Raw genomic sequence first — 14,735 nt, 5'->3', positions numbered from 1 at the left:
GGGATAACTCCGATAAGTCCGGCAACTTCGATCCACGGCGCGAGGAGGTCACTCGATGCACGCGAGCAAGGGCGACAAACTGACGGTGCACGGCAGGACCGTCGGCCAGCACGACCGGACGGCCGAGGTCGTCGAGGTGCTGGGAAAGGACGGCAACCCCCCGTACCGCGTCCGCTTCGAGGACGGGCACGAGACGGTGATGTCCCCCGGCCCCGACAGCGTCGTCCGGCACGAGGAACAGAGGTAGGCCGACCGCCGGCGGGTCGCCGGCGGTCGGCCGGCCAGGCGGCAGCCGGTCGGCAGCCGCTCAACGGCCGGTCAGCGCCATGGGCGGGCCGCGGTCGGGTAGTGGTCGGACACCACCCTCGCCATCGCCCCGATGCGGTCCGCCCCGACCTCCTTGGCCGAGAAGAAGACGTGGCCGCGCACCTGGTCGTACCGCTCGGTGAGGGTGAGGTGGCGCGACAGCTCGGCCGGGTCCTGCCAGGGCTCGGGCTGAGCGGGGTCGCCCGCCTTGTACAGCGCCTCCCCCACGTACAGCCGTACGCCCGTGTCCCGGACGACCTCGTTCCACCAGGGCACCAGCTTGGCGTAGTCGGCGGCGGCGAACCCGATGTGCCAGTAGAGCTGCGGCACCACGTAGTCGATCCAGCGCTCCTTCACCCACGTGCGGGTGTCGGCGTGCAGGTCGTCGTACGTCTGGACGCCCGCCCGGGTGTCGGAGCCGAGCGGGTCGGTCGCGGCGTTGCGCCACACCCCGAAGGGGCTGACCCCGAACCGGGCGCGCCGCCGTGTCTCCTTGATCCGGTACGACATCTCGCGCACCAGCCGGTCGATGTTGTCCCGCCGCCAGGCGGCCCGGTCCGGGAAGCCCGCGCCATACGCCTCGTACGCCTCGTCGTCGTCGAAGGCCTGCCCGGCCACCGGGTACGGGTAGAAGTAGTCGTCGAAGTGGACGCCGTCGACCGCGTACCGGCGCACGGCGTCGAGCATGGCGTCCTGCACGAAGCGCCGCACCTCGGGCAGGCCCGGGTTGTAGAAGAGCTTCCCGCCGTACGGCACCACCCAGTCGGGGTGCACCCGGGCGGGGTGGTTCTCGGCCAGGCGGGTCGGGTCCGTGTGGTTGGCCACGCGGTACGGGTTGAACCAGGCGTGCAGCTCCAGGCCCCGCCGGTGCGCCTCCTCGACGGCCGTCCCCAGCGGGTCCCAGCCGGGGTCCTCGCCCTGCACGCCGGTCAGGACGTGCGACCAGGGCTCGTACGGCGAGGGCCACAGGGCGTCGGCGGTGGGCCGCACCTGGAAGACCACCGCGTTGAGCCGCCGTTCGACGGCGGTGTCGAGGTGAGCGAGCAGTTCGGCGCGCTGCGCGTCGGCGGTCAGCCCGGGCCGGGAGGGCCAGTCCCGGTTGGCGACCGTGGCCAGCCACATCCCCCGGAACTCCTTGCCGCCCGCCGCGCGCGCCCCCGACGGCTCGGGCACCGTCCCGGGCCGGGCCTCCTCGGCCGGAGCGGGCCCGCCTGCCGCGCCGGCACCGGCGCCGACGCCCGCGCCCGCCGGTGCCCGCCGGGGTCCCGCGCCCGCTTCGGCCGCCGCCCACAGCGTCGCCAGCATCCCCGCCGCGCCCGCCATCAGGCCTCTTCTCCGGATATTTCCGATCCTTCCGTTCCTTCCGATGTGCCGCATTCATCGCCCCTTACCGGTTGGATTGTCCGGACGTCCCCGCAGAGCATGCCCGCCCCGGGCCGCCCCCCACCGGCCCGAACGGAGTAACGTCAGGGGGTCGAGGCGGGCGCCGGAATCACACGGGGAACCTGCCACCCGCAAGAACAGCGAAAGGCACGATGTGACCGACATCGAACGCGTCGGAGTGGTGGGCTGCGGCCAGATGGGCGCGGGCATCGCGGAGGTGTGCGCCCGCAGCGGCCTGGAGGTCAAGGTCGCCGAGACGACCGGCGAGGCGCTGGAGATCGGCCGTACCCGGCTGTACAACTCGCTCTCCAAGGCCGCCGAGCGCGGCAAGATCACCCAGGAGGAGCACGACGCGACGCTGGCCCGGCTCAGCTTCACCACGGACCTCGGCGAGTTCGCCGACCGTGACCTCGTCATCGAGGCCGTCGTGGAGAACGAGCAGGTCAAGACGGAGATCTTCCAGGTCCTCGACCAGGTCGTGACCCGCCAGGACGCGATCCTCGCCTCCAACACCTCCTCCATCCCGCTGGTGAAGCTGGCCGTGGCGACGTCCCGCCCCGACCAGGTCATCGGCATCCACTTCTTCAACCCGGCCCCCGTGCAGCAGCTCGTCGAGCTGATCCCGGCGCTCACCACCTCCGAGGGCACGCTCAGCCGCGCCCAGGCCGTGGTGGAGAAGGTGCTGGGCAAGCACGCCATCCGCGCCCAGGACCGCTCCGGCTTCGTGGTGAACGCGCTGCTGATCCCGTACCTCCTCTCCGCGATCCGGATGTTCGAGTCGGGCATCGCCAGCCGCGAGGACATCGACAACGGCATGGAGCTGGGCTGCGCCCACCCGATGGGCCCGCTGAAGCTCGCGGACCTCATCGGCCTGGACACGGTCCACTCGGTCGCCGACTCGATGTACGCCGAGTACAAGGAGCCGCTGTACGCCGCTCCCCCGCTGCTCCAGCGGATGGTGGACGCGGGCCGGCTCGGCCGCAAGACGGGGTCGGGCTTCTACCCGTACGCGTGACGCGCAACGCTCCGCGACCGGGATTCGCACGGGGTGTGCGGAGCGTGTGCGCATATGCCCTTCGCACACGCTCCCCCCGCTCCACCAGGGGGAGTTGACTCGGCCCCGGCCCGTCATCGGCCAGTCGACGAAGAGGAGCGGAAACCGTGACCACCACCGACCCCGAACACTTAGCGGCCGTCGAGGAGTTCGCAGAGCTGCGGCGCTGTCTCGACGTCGGTCTCGCGCGGATCGACGGCCAACTGGCGCTGCTCGCCCAGCGCCACGGCCAGATCGACCGTGATCTGACCGATCTGGCCTCGCGCGTCGCGGCGCTGGAGCACACGAGGTGGCCCGTGCCCGCCGTGTCCGTGCTCACCGCGGTGGGCGCGCTCGCGGTCGCGGTGTGGCAGGCGCTCGGGCGCTGACGCGCTCCGGGAAGTGGGCCTCAGCCCAGCCGCAGATGGTGCAGCATCAGCAGCCCGGCCGCCATGTTGGCGGCCGGGACCTCACCGCGGGCGATCATGTCGGGCACCAGCTTCAGCGGGACCCACTCGCGGCGCGAGGACTCGAAGGCGTCCTCGGGAGGGCCCGTATAGGTGGCCTCCTCCGCCCAGTAGAGGTGGTGGCGGGCGTCGGTCAGGCCGTTGGACGGTTCGACGGTGAGCAGGTGCCGCAGCGGCCCGGGGCGCCAGCCCGTCTCCTCCTCCATCTCCCGCGCCGCCGCGGTCTCGACGTCCTCGCCGTCCTCGACGACGCCCGCCGCCAGCTCCCACCCCCAGCTGTCGGTGATGAAGCGGTGGCGCCACAGCATCAGCACCTCGTTGGCCTCGTTGACGACGGTCGCCACCGCGACCGGACGGAGCCGGATGAGGAAGTGGTCGAGGTGCCGGCCGTCGGGAAGTGCGACGTCCGCGAGGTTCACCTTGAACCAGCGGTTCTCATACACGGTCTGTTCGTTTAAGTTCGTCCACTGCACGGTTCTGCCACCTTCCGGACAAGTAGGTGGCAATATCGCAGCAGGTACGGGGTCACAGCGGAACGCGCAACGCCCCATCGATGAGCTCGGCGGCCTCGCGCGCCTCACCGCACCCGCTCGCCACCAGGTGCTCCCGCACCGCGCGCAACCGGTCCCGCAGCCGCTGCGACTCCATCCCCCGGGCCCGCTCGGCCATCTCCACGGCGGTCCGCGCGGCGCGATCGGCCTCGCCCTGCCGCAGCTCGATCTGGCTGAGCATCGCCAGCCGGTGGACCCGGCCCCGGTCGTGCGCCGGCGTGCGCACGGCGGCCGCCGCGTGCTCCCGGGCGCCACTCAGGTCCCCCAGGCTCAGCAGCGCCTCCGCGACCTGCACGTTGACCAGCCCGGGCTGGACGTAGCCGGTCTCGTCGGGCTCGCGCCCCGGCCGGATCCGGTCCGCCTCCGCCTCCGCGTGCCGGATGCACCGCAGGGCACCGGCGCCGTCCCCGAGGTGCGCGTACGCCTTCGCCTGCATGGCGTAGAGGTCGGCGGCGAGCGCGGGGGTGATCTCACTGCCCGCCGTGCGCAGCGCCGCCTCCGCGAACGCGACCGCCTGCCGGTGCTCCCCCAGGAACAGCGACTGGTTGACCAGCAGCGCGATCACGTACGCACCCAGCCCGCGGTCCCCGCTCGCCTTCGCCAGCCGCAGCGCCTGGTGGAAGTAGCGCTGCGCGAGCCCGTGCGCGTCGGAGTCGTACGCGCAGATCCCGGCCACCGCCACCAGCCCGCCGGTGGCGCGGTGCAGCTGCCGGCCGAGGGCGTCGCTGTAGGAGCCGCGCAGCAGCGGCGCGGTCTCGGCGTTGAGGAACCCGACGATCCGGGCACGCGTGGCGATGCCGCCCGCCTTGCGGTACATGAGCTCGTAGTGCGCCCGGGCGGCGCGCAGCATCTCGATGTCGCCGTCCGACACGTGCGTCTGCCCGTCGCGCGAGACGTCCGCGTCCTCGGGAGGGTTCTCCCATTCCCATACAGGCATCACCGCGGGCGTGCCGGTGACGGCCGGGGCCCCCAGTATGTGCGGCCGCTGCTGCTCGTCGGAGCGCCACAGGGCGGTGGCCCGCTCGACGAAGCCGGACAGCGGCGAGCCGTGCCCGGCGGCGGCCTCGCCCGCCACGCCCAGGCCGACGTCGTCGAGCGTGACGGGCCGGTGCAGCCGGGCGCTCAGCACCTCGCAGATCAGGTCCGGCACCTGGCCGCGCGGGCGCTGGCCCTTCAACCAGCGGGCGACCGCGGTGTGTTCGTACCGCAGCGCCATGCCTCTGGCGCGGCCTGCCTGGTTCACGTGCGCGGCGAGACCGGCGTGGGAGACGCCCGCCTCGTCGAGCAGGGCGTCGAGCAGGGTGTTGGGCTGCATGGGCCCCTCCGATGACTCGGTGCGCTCAGGGTAGTGCAGGCGCGTTCGCACGGGGTGTGAAACAAGTGCCCCGGTCCGTGCCCCGCGTACGCTCCCGCCCCGCCGCGGGCGCCGGTTGACTGGGCTGTCTCTCACAGAGGCGGCGGGTCACCGGCTCCCCCTCGTACAGTTGCGGTGACCCGTCGCGTGCCGTCCGTCCTGCCGGATCTGCCCGATACTCCGCGGCGGGGCGGGCGGCACCAACGACGGGCGGGTGACGTCGTTGCGCAGGACGACGAGGGCGACGTCGTCGGTCAGCCGCCCGCCGGTGTGCCGCAGCAGCGCGGCGTGCACGCACTGGACGACCGCGGCCGGCGGCGCGCCCGTCCGCGCGGCCTGCGCCAGCACCTCCTCCAGCCGGAAGAACCGCCCACCCCGGTCCCGCGCGTCCTCGGCGCCGTCCGTGTGCAGGAACAGCGCCTGCCCCGGCAGCAGCCGGGTGCACCGTTGCGCGGGCAGCTCGTCGGGGAGCGGGGAGACGCCGAGCGGCGGCAGGGGGTCGCCCGCGGCGACCGGCTCCGCGCCGGGGCCGAGCCGATAGGGCCATGGATGGCCGCAGTTGAGCGCCCGGACCTCGCCGTCCCGGGCTATCTCCAGCAGCAGCACGGTGACGAACTCCTCCGCCGACGGGCTCAGCGGGTTCCAGCCACCAGAGGCCGGGTGCTCGTGGCGCGCCCGCTCGCGCAGGTGCCGCGCCAGCGCCCGGTCCAACCGCCGCAGGACGCCGCCGAGTTCCGGCTCGTCGTGCGCGGCCTCCCGGAAGCTGCCGAGGACGGCCGCCACCGCGCCGAGGGCGCCGAGCCCATGGCCGCGTACGTCGCCGATGACGACGCGTACGCCGTACGGCGTGGCCACCGCCTCGTAGAGGTCGCCGCCCACGGCCGCGCCCGGGGCTGCGGAGAGCTGGCCGGCCGCGACGGACAGGCCGTCCAGCCGCGGCGGCAGCGGGCGCAGCAGCACCTGCTGCGCGGCCTGCGCGACGGCCCGGACCTGCCGCAGCTCCCGCGCCAGGCGGTGCCGGAGGCCCAGGATGAGACCGGTGCCCACGGTGAAGAAGACGACGCAGGTGACGAGCCGGGTGGGCAGGCTCTCCTGCTGGGCCAGCGGGCAGGTGAGCTTCCACAGGACGGCGACCCCGCCCCAGAGGGTGGGCAGCACGAGCGGGACGAGCGAAGCAGGGTGACGAGGCCAAGATCGCGTACGGGCCATACGGATCATGCGGACCGCCCTTCTTCAGGCCCCTGTCGCGGTCGGGACGATTCTGTCGATCGTCTCCGCCGCGGGGCGGGCTCCACCAGCCTTCCCACTCGAACGAGTGAGGGGCATGACCGGTGTTCCGGCCATGCCCCTCATCACGTGGGACGCGTCCCGTGGGACGCACGCGGGTGTCAGGCGCCGCGCAGCACCGCGCCCGTCCGCTCGGCGGCCAGCGCCACCGCGGCGTCCCGGGCGGCCGAGGCCTCCTCGACGGTCAGCGTGCGGTCGGCGGCGCGGAAGCGCAGCGCGTACGCCAGGGACTTGCGGCCCTCACCGATCTGCTCGCCCTCGAAGACGTCGAACAGCCGGAGGGACTCCAGCAGTTCGCCCGCGCCCTCGCGCAGCGCGCGCTCGACCTCGGCGGCCGGCACGTCCTTGCCGACGACCAGGGCGACGTCCTGCGTGGCGACCGGGAACGCCGAGATCCGCGGCGCGCGCAGCGCACCGGCGGAGGCGCGCTCGACGGTGTCGAGGTTCAGCTCCATCGCGCACGTACGGGCGGGCAGGTGCAGCGCCTTGACGACGCGCGGGTGCAGCTCACCGGCGTACCCGACGACCTGCACTGTCTCCTTGTCGCCATCGGCGACCACGACGGCGAGCTCGGCGCAGCGGCCCGGGTGCCACGGCCCGTACTGGCCCTGGCGGACGATGAGCTCGGCGCCGGCCTCGCGGGCGACGCTCCGGGCGGCCTCGACCGCGTCGGCCCAGTCGGCCGGGCGGTCCTGGCCCCACCAGCCGGCCTGCTCGCGCGCCCCGGCGAGGACGACCGCGACGTGGCGCGGCTGCTCGGGGAGCGGGGCGTTGAGGGCCGCGATCTCCTCGTCGGTGGGGCGGCGGTCGACGGGCAGCACCACGGCGGTGCCGGCCTCGGCGGCCGGGTGGAAGACCAGGCCGGTCTCGAAGAGCGCCAGGTCGTGGCTGCCGCGCCCGTCGTTGCGGCGCAGGGCGCCGAGCAGCCCGGGCAGCAGCGTGGTGCGCATCGCCGGCTCTTCGTCGGAGAGCGGGTTGACGAGCGTGACGACCTTGCGGTTCGGGTCGTCGGCCGCGAGGCCCAGCTGGTCGAAGACCTGCGGGGAGACGAACGGGTAGTTCGGCGCCTCGACGTACCCGGCGCCGGCGAGGACCCGTCCGACACGGCGGTGCAGCCGCTGCCGCGCGGTCAGGCCGCGGCCGGCCGGGGGCTTGGGCAGCGTGGACGGGAGGTTCTCGTACCCCTCCAGCCGGATGACCTCTTCGGCGAGGTCGTTCGGGTGGGCGAGGTCGGGCCGCCACGACGGGACGGTGACGGTCAGCTCGTCCTGGCCCAGGACGTCGCAGCCGACCTCCTGGAGGCGGCGGACGACGGTCTCCCGGCCGTAGACGACACCGGCGACGCGGTCGGGGTGGTCGGCGGCCATCGTCACCGTGCGCGGGGCGGACGGCGCGATGATCTCGGTGACCCCGGCCTCGGCGGTGCCGCCCGCGAGCAGCACCAGCAGGTCGACGGTGCGCTGCGCGGCAGCGGCGGCGGCCTGCGGGTCGACGCCCCGCTCGAAGCGCCGGGACGCCTCGGAGGACAGCTTGTGGCGACGCGCGGTGCGGGCGATGGAGACCGGGTCGAAGTGGGCGGCCTCGATGACGATGTCGGTGGTGCCGCGCACCTCGCCGGTCTCGGGGTCGGTGACGGAGTCGGCGATCTCGGTGTTCTCGCCGCCCATCACGCCCGCGAGGCCGATGGCCCCGCGCTCGTCCGTGATGACCAGGTCCTCGGCGTCGAGGACGCGCTTGACTCCGTCGAGGGTGGTGAACTTCTCGCCCGCCTCCGCGCGGCGCACGCCGATCGCTCCCTGGATGCGGGTGCGGTCGTAGGTGTGCAGCGGCTGGCCGAGCTCGAGCATCACGTAGTTGGCGACGTCGACGGCGAGCGAGATCGGGCGCATGCCGGCCTTCTGGAGGCGGCGGCGCAGCCAGATCGGGGAGCGCGCCTCGGGGTCGAGCCCGACGACGGTGCGCGCGGTGAAGCGGTCGCAGCCGATCGGGTCGGAGACCTTGACGGGGTAGCCGTACGCGTTCGGCGCGGGCACGTCGAGGAGCGCCGGGTCGCGCAGCGGCAGACCGTAGGCGGTGGCGGTCTCGCGGGCGACGCCCCGCATCGACAGGCAGTAGCCGCGGTCGGGCGTGACGGCGATGTCGAGGACCTCGTCGTACAGCTCCAGCAGCTCGGTGGCGTCGATGCCGATCTCGATCTCGGGCGGCAGCACGATGATGCCGTGCGTGCCGTCGTCGCCCATGCCGAGCTCGTCGGTGGAGCAGATCATGCCGCGGGAGATCCGGCCGTACGTCTTGCGCTCGGCGATCCGGAAGTCGCCGGGGAGCACGGCGCCGGGCAGGGCCACGACGACCTTGTCGCCCTCGGCGAAGTTCCGGGCGCCGCAGATGATCTCCTGGGGCTCACCGGTGCCGTTGGCGTCGCCGACGTTGACGGTGCAGAAGCGGATGGGCTTCTTGAACTCGGTCAGCTCCTCGATGGTGAGGACCTGGCCGACGACCAGCGGGCCGGTGAGCCCGGCGCCGAGCTGCTCGACGGTCTCGACCTCCAGGCCCGCCGACACCAGCTTGGCCTGTACGTCACGGCCGGTTTCCGTCGCCGGCAGGTCGACGTACTCCCGCAGCCACGAAAGCGGGACCCGCATCAGATCTCCATCCCGAACGGCCGGGTGAACCGGACGTCACCCTCGACCATGTCTCGCATGTCTTCTACGTTGTGGCGGAACATCAGCATCCGCTCGATGCCGAACCCGAAGGCGAAGCCGCTGTACTTCTCCGGGTCCACGCCGCAGGCGGTCAGCACCTTGGGGTTGACCATGCCGCAGCCGCCGAGCTCGATCCAGCCCTCGCTGGAGCAGGTGCGGCAGGGGCGGTCGGGGTTGCCGACGGACTCGCCTCGGCAGACGTAGCAGACCATGTCCATCTCGGCGGACGGCTCGGTGAAGGGGAAGAAGTTCGGCCGGAGCCGGGTCTTCATGCCCTCACCGCCGAAGAGCGCCTGGACCATGTGGTCGAGGGTGCCCTTCAGGTCGGCCATGGTCAGGCCCTCGTCGATGGCGAGCAGCTCGACCTGGTGGAAGACCGGGGTGTGCGTGGCGTCCAGCTCGTCCGTGCGGTACACACGGCCGGGGCAGATCACGTACACCGGGGGCTCGCGGTCCAGCATGGAGCGGACCTGAACCGGCGAGGTGTGCGTGCGCAGCACCACACCGGAGCCGGAGGTGCCCTCGGCGTCGGCGACGAAGAAGGTGTCCTGCTCGCCGCGGGCGGGGTGGTCGACGGCGATGTTGAGCGCGTCGAAGTTGAGCCACTCGGACTCGACCTCGGGGCCCTCGGCGACCTCGTAGCCCATGGCGACGAAGACGTCCTCGATGCGCTCCATGAGGGTGGTCAGCGGGTGGCGGGCGCCGGCCGGCACGCGGTCGTACGGAAGGGTGACGTCCACCGCCTCCTCGACCAGCACGCGCGCGTCGCGCTCGGCCTCCAGCTCCGCCTGGCGGGCGGCGAGTGCCTTGTTCACGGCACCGCGGGCCTGGCCCACGCGCTTGCCGGCCTCCGCCTTCGCGTGCGGGGGCAGGGCGCCGATCTCCCGGTTGGCGAGCGACAGCGGCGAGGTGGGGCCGGTGTGCGCGATCTTCGCCTCGTGGAGCGCGTCGAGGTCGCCGGCGGCGGCGAAGGCGGCGAGCGCCTCGTCCCGCATGCGCTCGATCTCTTCCGGTTTCAGTGCCTCGACCTCGACAGGGTCGTACGACTTATTGGGTGCCGACATCTCTTCCGTACTTCCGTGGGCTGGCTGGGGCCCCCGCTCGACGACCGAGGACGCAAAGGTGCCAAAGGACGAGTCTAACGGGGTATGGGGTGGCGGATGAGCCGAGGATCAGCCCGTGGACACCTGCGCGGCCTCTGTTACGCCAGATAGGCCGGGGCGCTCACGGGCAGCGTAAATCGGAACTCGGCGCCGCCGGCCGGTCCGCGGCCGACGGTGATCGTCCCGCCGTGCGCCTCGACGATGCCCTTGACGATGTACAGGCCGAGGCCGGTCCCGCCGCGCTTGCTCCCCCGCCAGAAGCGGGTGAAGACACGGCCCATCGACTCCTCGGGGATGCCGGGGCCTTCGTCGCTCACGGTGACCGCCGTTCCCTTCTCCTCGTCGTCGGCGCCGGTGGGTGCCACCTCGATGGTGACGGTTCCCTCGCCGTGCCGCACCGCATTTTCGAGCAGGTTGCCGAGGACCTGGTCGATCTTGTCGGGGTCGGCCCACAGATCGGGCAGCGGGCGGCGTACGCGCACGAAGAAGCGGTCCGGGGACTGGCCGCGCGCGGTGTGGGCCTGGATGTGGCGGCCGATGGCCGCGGCGATGTCGACGGGCTGGCGGCGCACCTCGAGGCGGCCGGAGTCTATTCGGGAGATGTCGAGCAGCTCGGCGATCAACCGGGTGACGCGGCCCGCGTCGGCGTCCACGGTCTCCAGCATCAGCCGCTTCTGGTCGTCGGTGAACCGCTCCCACTTGGCGAGGAGGGTGGCGGTGAAACCCTTGACGGAGGTGAGCGGGGAGCGCAGTTCGTGGGCGACGGTGGCGATCAGTTCGGCGTGGCTGCGTTCGGTACGGCGCCGGGCCTCGGTGCCGCGCACGGTGACGACGACCTTCCGGACCGGGCCCAGGGGGTGCTCGCGCACATAGCGGGCGGCGACCAGGACCTCCCGGTTGCCCGGCAGCAGCAGGTTGCGCTCGGGCTGGCCGCCGCGGATGGCGAGCCCGCCGTACGGGTCGGTCAGCGCCCACCAGCGTCGGCCCTTGAGGTCCTCCAGGGGGAGCGCCTCCTCCAGCGGGCGCCCGAGGGCCGCGTCCCGGCGGACGGCGGTGAGGCGCTCGGCGGCGGCGTTGAAGCAGACGACGGTGCCGTGCCGGTCGGCGATGACCAGGCCGTCGGGCAGGTCGTCGGGCTCGTAGGCGCAGGCGTACGCGTACGCGTACGCGTCCGGCGCGGCGGCGGGCGCCTGGGACGCGCCGGGTGCTGCGGGCGTGCGTTCGGCGGCGGACTCGGCGGGCGCGCCGGGCGCGCTGGGTGCGGCGGGCGCGTTGAGTAAAGCGCCCCGCTTCGCCGACGGCCTGCTCGTCCCGGGCGTCATCCCCGAATCCCACCCCTCCGTACCGCACAGTGGGCCGTTCCCCCGGCCCGCCAGCCTACTAGCTGGAGGTGACGGAGCGGCACCCTCCGGCAGCGCGCTGCGCACGTGCGGAGCCGTAGAGACATACGGCGGCGGCGGTGGCCAGGTTCAGGCTCTCGGCTTTGCCGTGGATCGGTACGCGGACGACCGCGTCGGCGAGGGCGCGGGTCTCCTCGGGGAGGCCCCAGGCTTCGTTGCCGAAGATCCAGGCGGTGGGGCCGCCCATGGTGCCCGCGTCGAGCTCGGCGTCCAGGTCGGCCTCGCCCGCCCCGTCGGCGGCGAGGATCCGCACTCCGGCGCCCCGGAGCCCGGCGACGGCCTGCTCGACGGGGACGCCGACCGCGACCGGCAGGTGGAAGACGGAACCCACGGAGGCGCGTACCGCCTTGGGGTTGTACAGGTCGACGGAGGCGTCGGTGAGGACCACGGCGTCGGCGCCGGCCGCGTCGGCGCAGCGCAGCACGGTGCCGGCGTTGCCGGGGTCGCGTACGTGGGCGAGGACGGCGACGAGCTTGGGGCGGCCCTTGAGGATCTCCTCGAAGGGCGAGTCCAGGAACCGGCAGACGCCGAGGAGGCCCTGCGGGGTGACGGTCTGCGAGACCTCGGCGAGGACGGCGTCGGAGGCGTGGTGGACGCGGGCGCCGGTGGCACGGGCGGCCTCGACGATGTCGGCGTACCGCTCGGCGGCCTCGACGGTGGTGAACAGCTCGACCAGCGTCGGCTCGCCGCCGCTGCGGTGGGCGACGGCCTCCCGCACGGCCTGCGGGCCCTCGGCGATGAACCGCCGCTCCTTGCCCCGGAAGTTCCGCTTGGCGAGCCGCCGGGCGGCGATGACGCGCGGGGAGCGGGGGGAGATCAGCTCGGGGAGCTCGGGGGTGCCCATGGTGGTCGGCGGCTCTCTTCTCGTACGCACGGGGTGGAACAGACCGGACCCGCAGGCGCTGGGCCTGCGGGTCCGGGCGGAAGTACTGCGGCCTGGGAGATCAGGCGGCGGCCTTCGGGGCGTTGACGTCGCTCGGGAGCGCCTTCTGGGCGGCCTCGACGAGCGCGGCGAACGCGTTGGCGTCGTTGACGGCCAGCTCGGCCAGGATCTTGCGGTCCACCTCGATGTTGGCGGCCTTCAGACCCTGGATGAAGCGGTTGTAGGTGATGCCGTTGGCGCGGGCAGCGGCGTTGATGCGCTGGATCCACAGCTGACGGAAGTCGCCCTTGCGCTTCTTGCGGTCGTTGTAGTTGTAGACGAGGGAGTGGGTGACCTGCTCCTTCGCCTTGCGGTACAGGCGCGAGCGCTGGCCGCGGTAACCGCTGGCCTGCTCGAGGATCGCCCGGCGCTTCTTGTGGGCGTTGACTGCCCGCTTGACGCGTGCCACGTGTTAACTCCTTGTAGCGGGGTCGTGGTTGGACTCACACGACCCGGAAACGAATGGATCCCGGCGGTGACCGGATGCCCCCGTCACCGAGGGCGGGAGGTCAATCAGATGCCCAGCATCTTCTTGATCTTGGCGCTGTCACCCGGGGCCATCTCGGCGTTGCCGGTGAGGCGACGCGTCAGCTTGGACGACTTGTGCTCGAGCAGGTGGCGCTTGCCGGCGCGCTCGCGCAGCACCTTGCCGGAGCCGGTGATCTTGAAGCGCTTCTTGGCACCGCTGTGCGTCTTGTTCTTCGGCATAGCGCCGTTCTCTCCTCGTCAGTGGCGCTCCCAGCCGGTCCGGGGACCGGCACGCGGGAGCGTCAGGTGTATCGGTTGAGTCCTGGGCGGATGCCCCGGACACAGGCCCTCGGGGACCTCGGGCCTACTGGGCGGACTCCGCCTCGGCGGGCTGCTCCACCTCGGTGGGCTCGTCCGCCTGAGCGGGCTGGCCCTGGCGCTCCGCCTTGCGGGCGGCCTGCGCCTCGCGGGCCTCGGCCATGGCCTCGGTCTTCTTCTTGTGCGGACCGAGAACCATGATCATGTTGCGGCCGTCCTGCTTCGGGTTCGACTCGATGAAGCCGAGGTCCTGGACGTCCTCCGCCAGCCGCTGCAGCAGTCGGTAGCCGAGCTCCGGCCGGGACTGCTCGCGACCACGGAACATGATCGTGATCTTGACCTTGTCGCCCTGCTTGAGGAACCGGACGACGTGACCCTTCTTGGTGTCGTAGTCGTGCGGGTCGATCTTCGGCCGGAGCTTCATTTCCTTGATGACCGTGTGCGCCTGGTTCTTGCGCGCCTCACGGGCCTTCATGGCCGACTCGTACTTGAACTTGCCGTAGTCCATGAGCTTGCAGACCGGCGGCCGTGCGGACGCCGCGACCTCAACCAGGTCCAGGTCGTACTCCTGCGCAAGCTCCAGCGCCTTGGCGAGCGGCACAATGCCCACCTGCTCGCCGCTGGGACCGACAAGTCGCACCTCGGGAACGCGAATCCGGTCGTTGATGCGGGGCTCGGTGCTGATGGATCCTCCTCGGTAGCACCACGCGACCGCCTGGCGGACGGACGCGTAACGTCTGTTTAGTGAGACCAACCGCGCCGGCGCATGAAAAATGCCCCGGACGGGACACAGGCGGGGCTCCTCGTGCTACCGGAGCACCGCCGCGGTCAACCGCGGGGCGCGCATTCGGACGGCCCCATCGTCCGTACGGAACGATGGTCGCCGTCTGACCGGTGACCCGCCGCCCCGGAGGACGGCCAGGTGGGAGAGCGGAGCCTCCACTTGTGGGCCGGAGCACGAGTCGTGTCCGGCCGGTCGTCACACCAGGTTAGCAGCTCCCCGGGGGTGCGGCTAACTGTGAGGCGTACGCCTATCGTGGGCGTCATGAGTGACGCCACGCCGAGCAACCCCTCCGCTTCCGACTCCGCCCCCGGTGCGGAGACGACCGACTTCGAGACCATGACCCGCGACATCGCGGAGGTGCCCGCGGTCGAGGTGATCGTCACGGTCGCCGTCAACCTGATGAGCGCCGCGGCCGTGAAGCTCGGTCTCACCGAGGAGGGCGACCAGTACAAGGACCTCGACGAGGCGCGCAAGCTGATCCACGCGCTGGCGGGTCTGCTGGACGCGGGCGCGACGGAGATCAGCTCGTTCCACGCGGCGCCGCTGCGCGACGGGCTGAAGTCGCTGCAGCTGGCGTTCCGCGAGGCGTCGATCGTGCCGGACGAGCCGGGTCAGGGGCCGGGCGAGAAGTACACGGGCCCCGTTTACAGCTGATCG

At 72.5% G+C, this 14,735-nt stretch carries 15 protein-coding genes; 4 read left to right on the top strand and 11 right to left on the bottom strand.

Annotation, left to right across the window (positions count from 1 at the left end; translation table 11 throughout):
• Nucleotides 1–55: 55 nt before the first annotated feature.
• Nucleotides 56–247 (top strand): DUF1918 domain-containing protein, encoded by a 192-nt coding sequence (locus ACZ42X_RS16540; RefSeq protein ID WP_468289813.1) that lies wholly within the window; start codon nt 56–58, stop codon nt 245–247.
• Nucleotides 248–318: 71 nt separating this feature from the next.
• Here ACZ42X_RS16540 and ACZ42X_RS16535 read toward each other — a convergent pair whose 3' ends face one another.
• Entirely contained in the window at nt 319–1,611 is a 1,293-nt protein-coding gene (locus ACZ42X_RS16535) for a glycoside hydrolase family 10-like protein (RefSeq protein ID WP_468290164.1), read from the bottom strand.
• Between the two features lie 232 nt (nt 1,612–1,843).
• Here ACZ42X_RS16535 and ACZ42X_RS16530 point away from each other — a divergent pair, with 232 nt between their 5' ends.
• The gene (locus ACZ42X_RS16530; protein WP_361422313.1) at nt 1,844–2,704 is read left to right on the top strand and encodes a 3-hydroxybutyryl-CoA dehydrogenase; all 861 of its coding nucleotides are present in this window, start codon (nt 1,844–1,846) and stop codon (nt 2,702–2,704) included.
• Between the two features lie 146 nt (nt 2,705–2,850).
• Entirely contained in the window at nt 2,851–3,111 is a 261-nt protein-coding gene (locus tag ACZ42X_RS16525) for an ADP-ribosylation factor GTPase-activating family protein (RefSeq protein WP_468289810.1), read from the top strand.
• A gap of 20 nt (nt 3,112–3,131) precedes the next feature.
• Here ACZ42X_RS16525 and ACZ42X_RS16520 read toward each other — a convergent pair whose 3' ends face one another.
• The 10 genes from ACZ42X_RS16520 to infC form a co-directional block, all read right to left on the bottom strand.
• Nucleotides 3,132–3,662 carry an NUDIX hydrolase gene (locus ACZ42X_RS16520; protein WP_468289806.1) on the bottom strand — a complete coding sequence of 177 codons (531 nt, stop codon included), beginning with the start codon at nt 3,660–3,662 and terminating at the stop codon, nt 3,132–3,134.
• A gap of 52 nt (nt 3,663–3,714) precedes the next feature.
• Nucleotides 3,715–5,055, bottom strand: coding sequence for a transcriptional regulator (locus ACZ42X_RS16515; protein WP_468289803.1), 1,341 nt, complete (start codon nt 5,053–5,055; stop codon nt 3,715–3,717).
• Nucleotides 5,056–5,202: 147 nt separating this feature from the next.
• Entirely contained in the window at nt 5,203–6,303 is a 1,101-nt protein-coding gene (locus tag ACZ42X_RS16510; RefSeq protein ID WP_468289801.1) for a PP2C family protein-serine/threonine phosphatase, read from the bottom strand.
• 179 nt (nt 6,304–6,482) lie between these two features.
• Nucleotides 6,483–9,023, bottom strand: coding sequence for a phenylalanine--tRNA ligase subunit beta (pheT, locus tag ACZ42X_RS16505; protein ID WP_468289798.1), 2,541 nt, complete (start codon nt 9,021–9,023; stop codon nt 6,483–6,485).
• Entirely contained in the window at nt 9,023–10,147 is a 1,125-nt protein-coding gene (pheS, locus tag ACZ42X_RS16500) for a phenylalanine--tRNA ligase subunit alpha (RefSeq protein WP_468289795.1), read from the bottom strand. The genes pheT and pheS overlap by 1 nt, the downstream gene beginning before the upstream one ends.
• Nucleotides 10,148–10,284: 137 nt before the next feature.
• Nucleotides 10,285–11,508 carry a sensor histidine kinase gene (locus ACZ42X_RS16495; RefSeq protein WP_468289792.1) on the bottom strand — a complete coding sequence of 408 codons (1,224 nt, stop codon included), beginning with the start codon at nt 11,506–11,508 and terminating at the stop codon, nt 10,285–10,287.
• Between the two features lie 58 nt (nt 11,509–11,566).
• Nucleotides 11,567–12,430 (bottom strand): TrmH family RNA methyltransferase, encoded by an 864-nt coding sequence (locus tag ACZ42X_RS16490; protein ID WP_361422485.1) that lies wholly within the window; start codon nt 12,428–12,430, stop codon nt 11,567–11,569.
• Nucleotides 12,431–12,530: 100 nt separating this feature from the next.
• The gene (gene rplT, locus ACZ42X_RS16485; RefSeq protein WP_031080021.1) at nt 12,531–12,917 is read right to left on the bottom strand and encodes a 50S ribosomal protein L20; all 387 of its coding nucleotides are present in this window, start codon (nt 12,915–12,917) and stop codon (nt 12,531–12,533) included.
• A gap of 104 nt (nt 12,918–13,021) precedes the next feature.
• Nucleotides 13,022–13,216 (bottom strand): 50S ribosomal protein L35, encoded by a 195-nt coding sequence (rpmI, locus tag ACZ42X_RS16480; RefSeq protein WP_010476245.1) that lies wholly within the window; start codon nt 13,214–13,216, stop codon nt 13,022–13,024.
• 124 nt (nt 13,217–13,340) lie between these two features.
• Nucleotides 13,341–14,048 (bottom strand): translation initiation factor IF-3, encoded by a 708-nt coding sequence (infC, locus tag ACZ42X_RS16475; protein WP_355362395.1) that lies wholly within the window; start codon nt 14,046–14,048, stop codon nt 13,341–13,343.
• A 291-nt stretch (nt 14,049–14,339) separates the two neighbouring features.
• Between infC and ACZ42X_RS16470 the strand changes: the two genes are divergently transcribed.
• Nucleotides 14,340–14,732, top strand: coding sequence for a DUF1844 domain-containing protein (locus ACZ42X_RS16470; RefSeq protein WP_468289787.1), 393 nt, complete (start codon nt 14,340–14,342; stop codon nt 14,730–14,732).
• Nucleotides 14,733–14,735: the final 3 nt, after the last annotated feature.

Source organism: Streptomyces sp. NPDC030862 (assembly GCF_055571835.1).
Note: the sequence above shows the minus strand (reverse complement) of the source record. Positions and strands in the feature narration are given on the sequence as shown.

Coding starts and splice junctions, on each gene's coding strand:
- rpmI (WP_010476245.1), bottom strand. CDS start 13,216: ATGCCGAAGAACAAGACGCACAGCGGTGCCAAGAAGCGCTTCAAGATC.
- ACZ42X_RS16495 (WP_468289792.1), bottom strand. CDS start 11,508: ATGACGCCCGGGACGAGCAGGCCGTCGGCGAAGCGGGGCGCTTTACTC.
- ACZ42X_RS16540 (WP_468289813.1), top strand. CDS start 56: ATGCACGCGAGCAAGGGCGACAAACTGACGGTGCACGGCAGGACCGTC.
- ACZ42X_RS16490 (WP_361422485.1), bottom strand. CDS start 12,430: ATGGGCACCCCCGAGCTCCCCGAGCTGATCTCCCCCCGCTCCCCGCGC.
- ACZ42X_RS16535 (WP_468290164.1), bottom strand. CDS start 1,611: ATGCTGGCGACGCTGTGGGCGGCGGCCGAAGCGGGCGCGGGACCCCGG.
- pheS (WP_468289795.1), bottom strand. CDS start 10,147: ATGTCGGCACCCAATAAGTCGTACGACCCTGTCGAGGTCGAGGCACTG.
- ACZ42X_RS16510 (WP_468289801.1), bottom strand. CDS start 6,303: ATGGCCCGTACGCGATCTTGGCCTCGTCACCCTGCTTCGCTCGTCCCG.
- ACZ42X_RS16470 (WP_468289787.1), top strand. CDS start 14,340: ATGAGTGACGCCACGCCGAGCAACCCCTCCGCTTCCGACTCCGCCCCC.
- ACZ42X_RS16515 (WP_468289803.1), bottom strand. CDS start 5,055: ATGCAGCCCAACACCCTGCTCGACGCCCTGCTCGACGAGGCGGGCGTC.
- pheT (WP_468289798.1), bottom strand. CDS start 9,023: ATGCGGGTCCCGCTTTCGTGGCTGCGGGAGTACGTCGACCTGCCGGCG.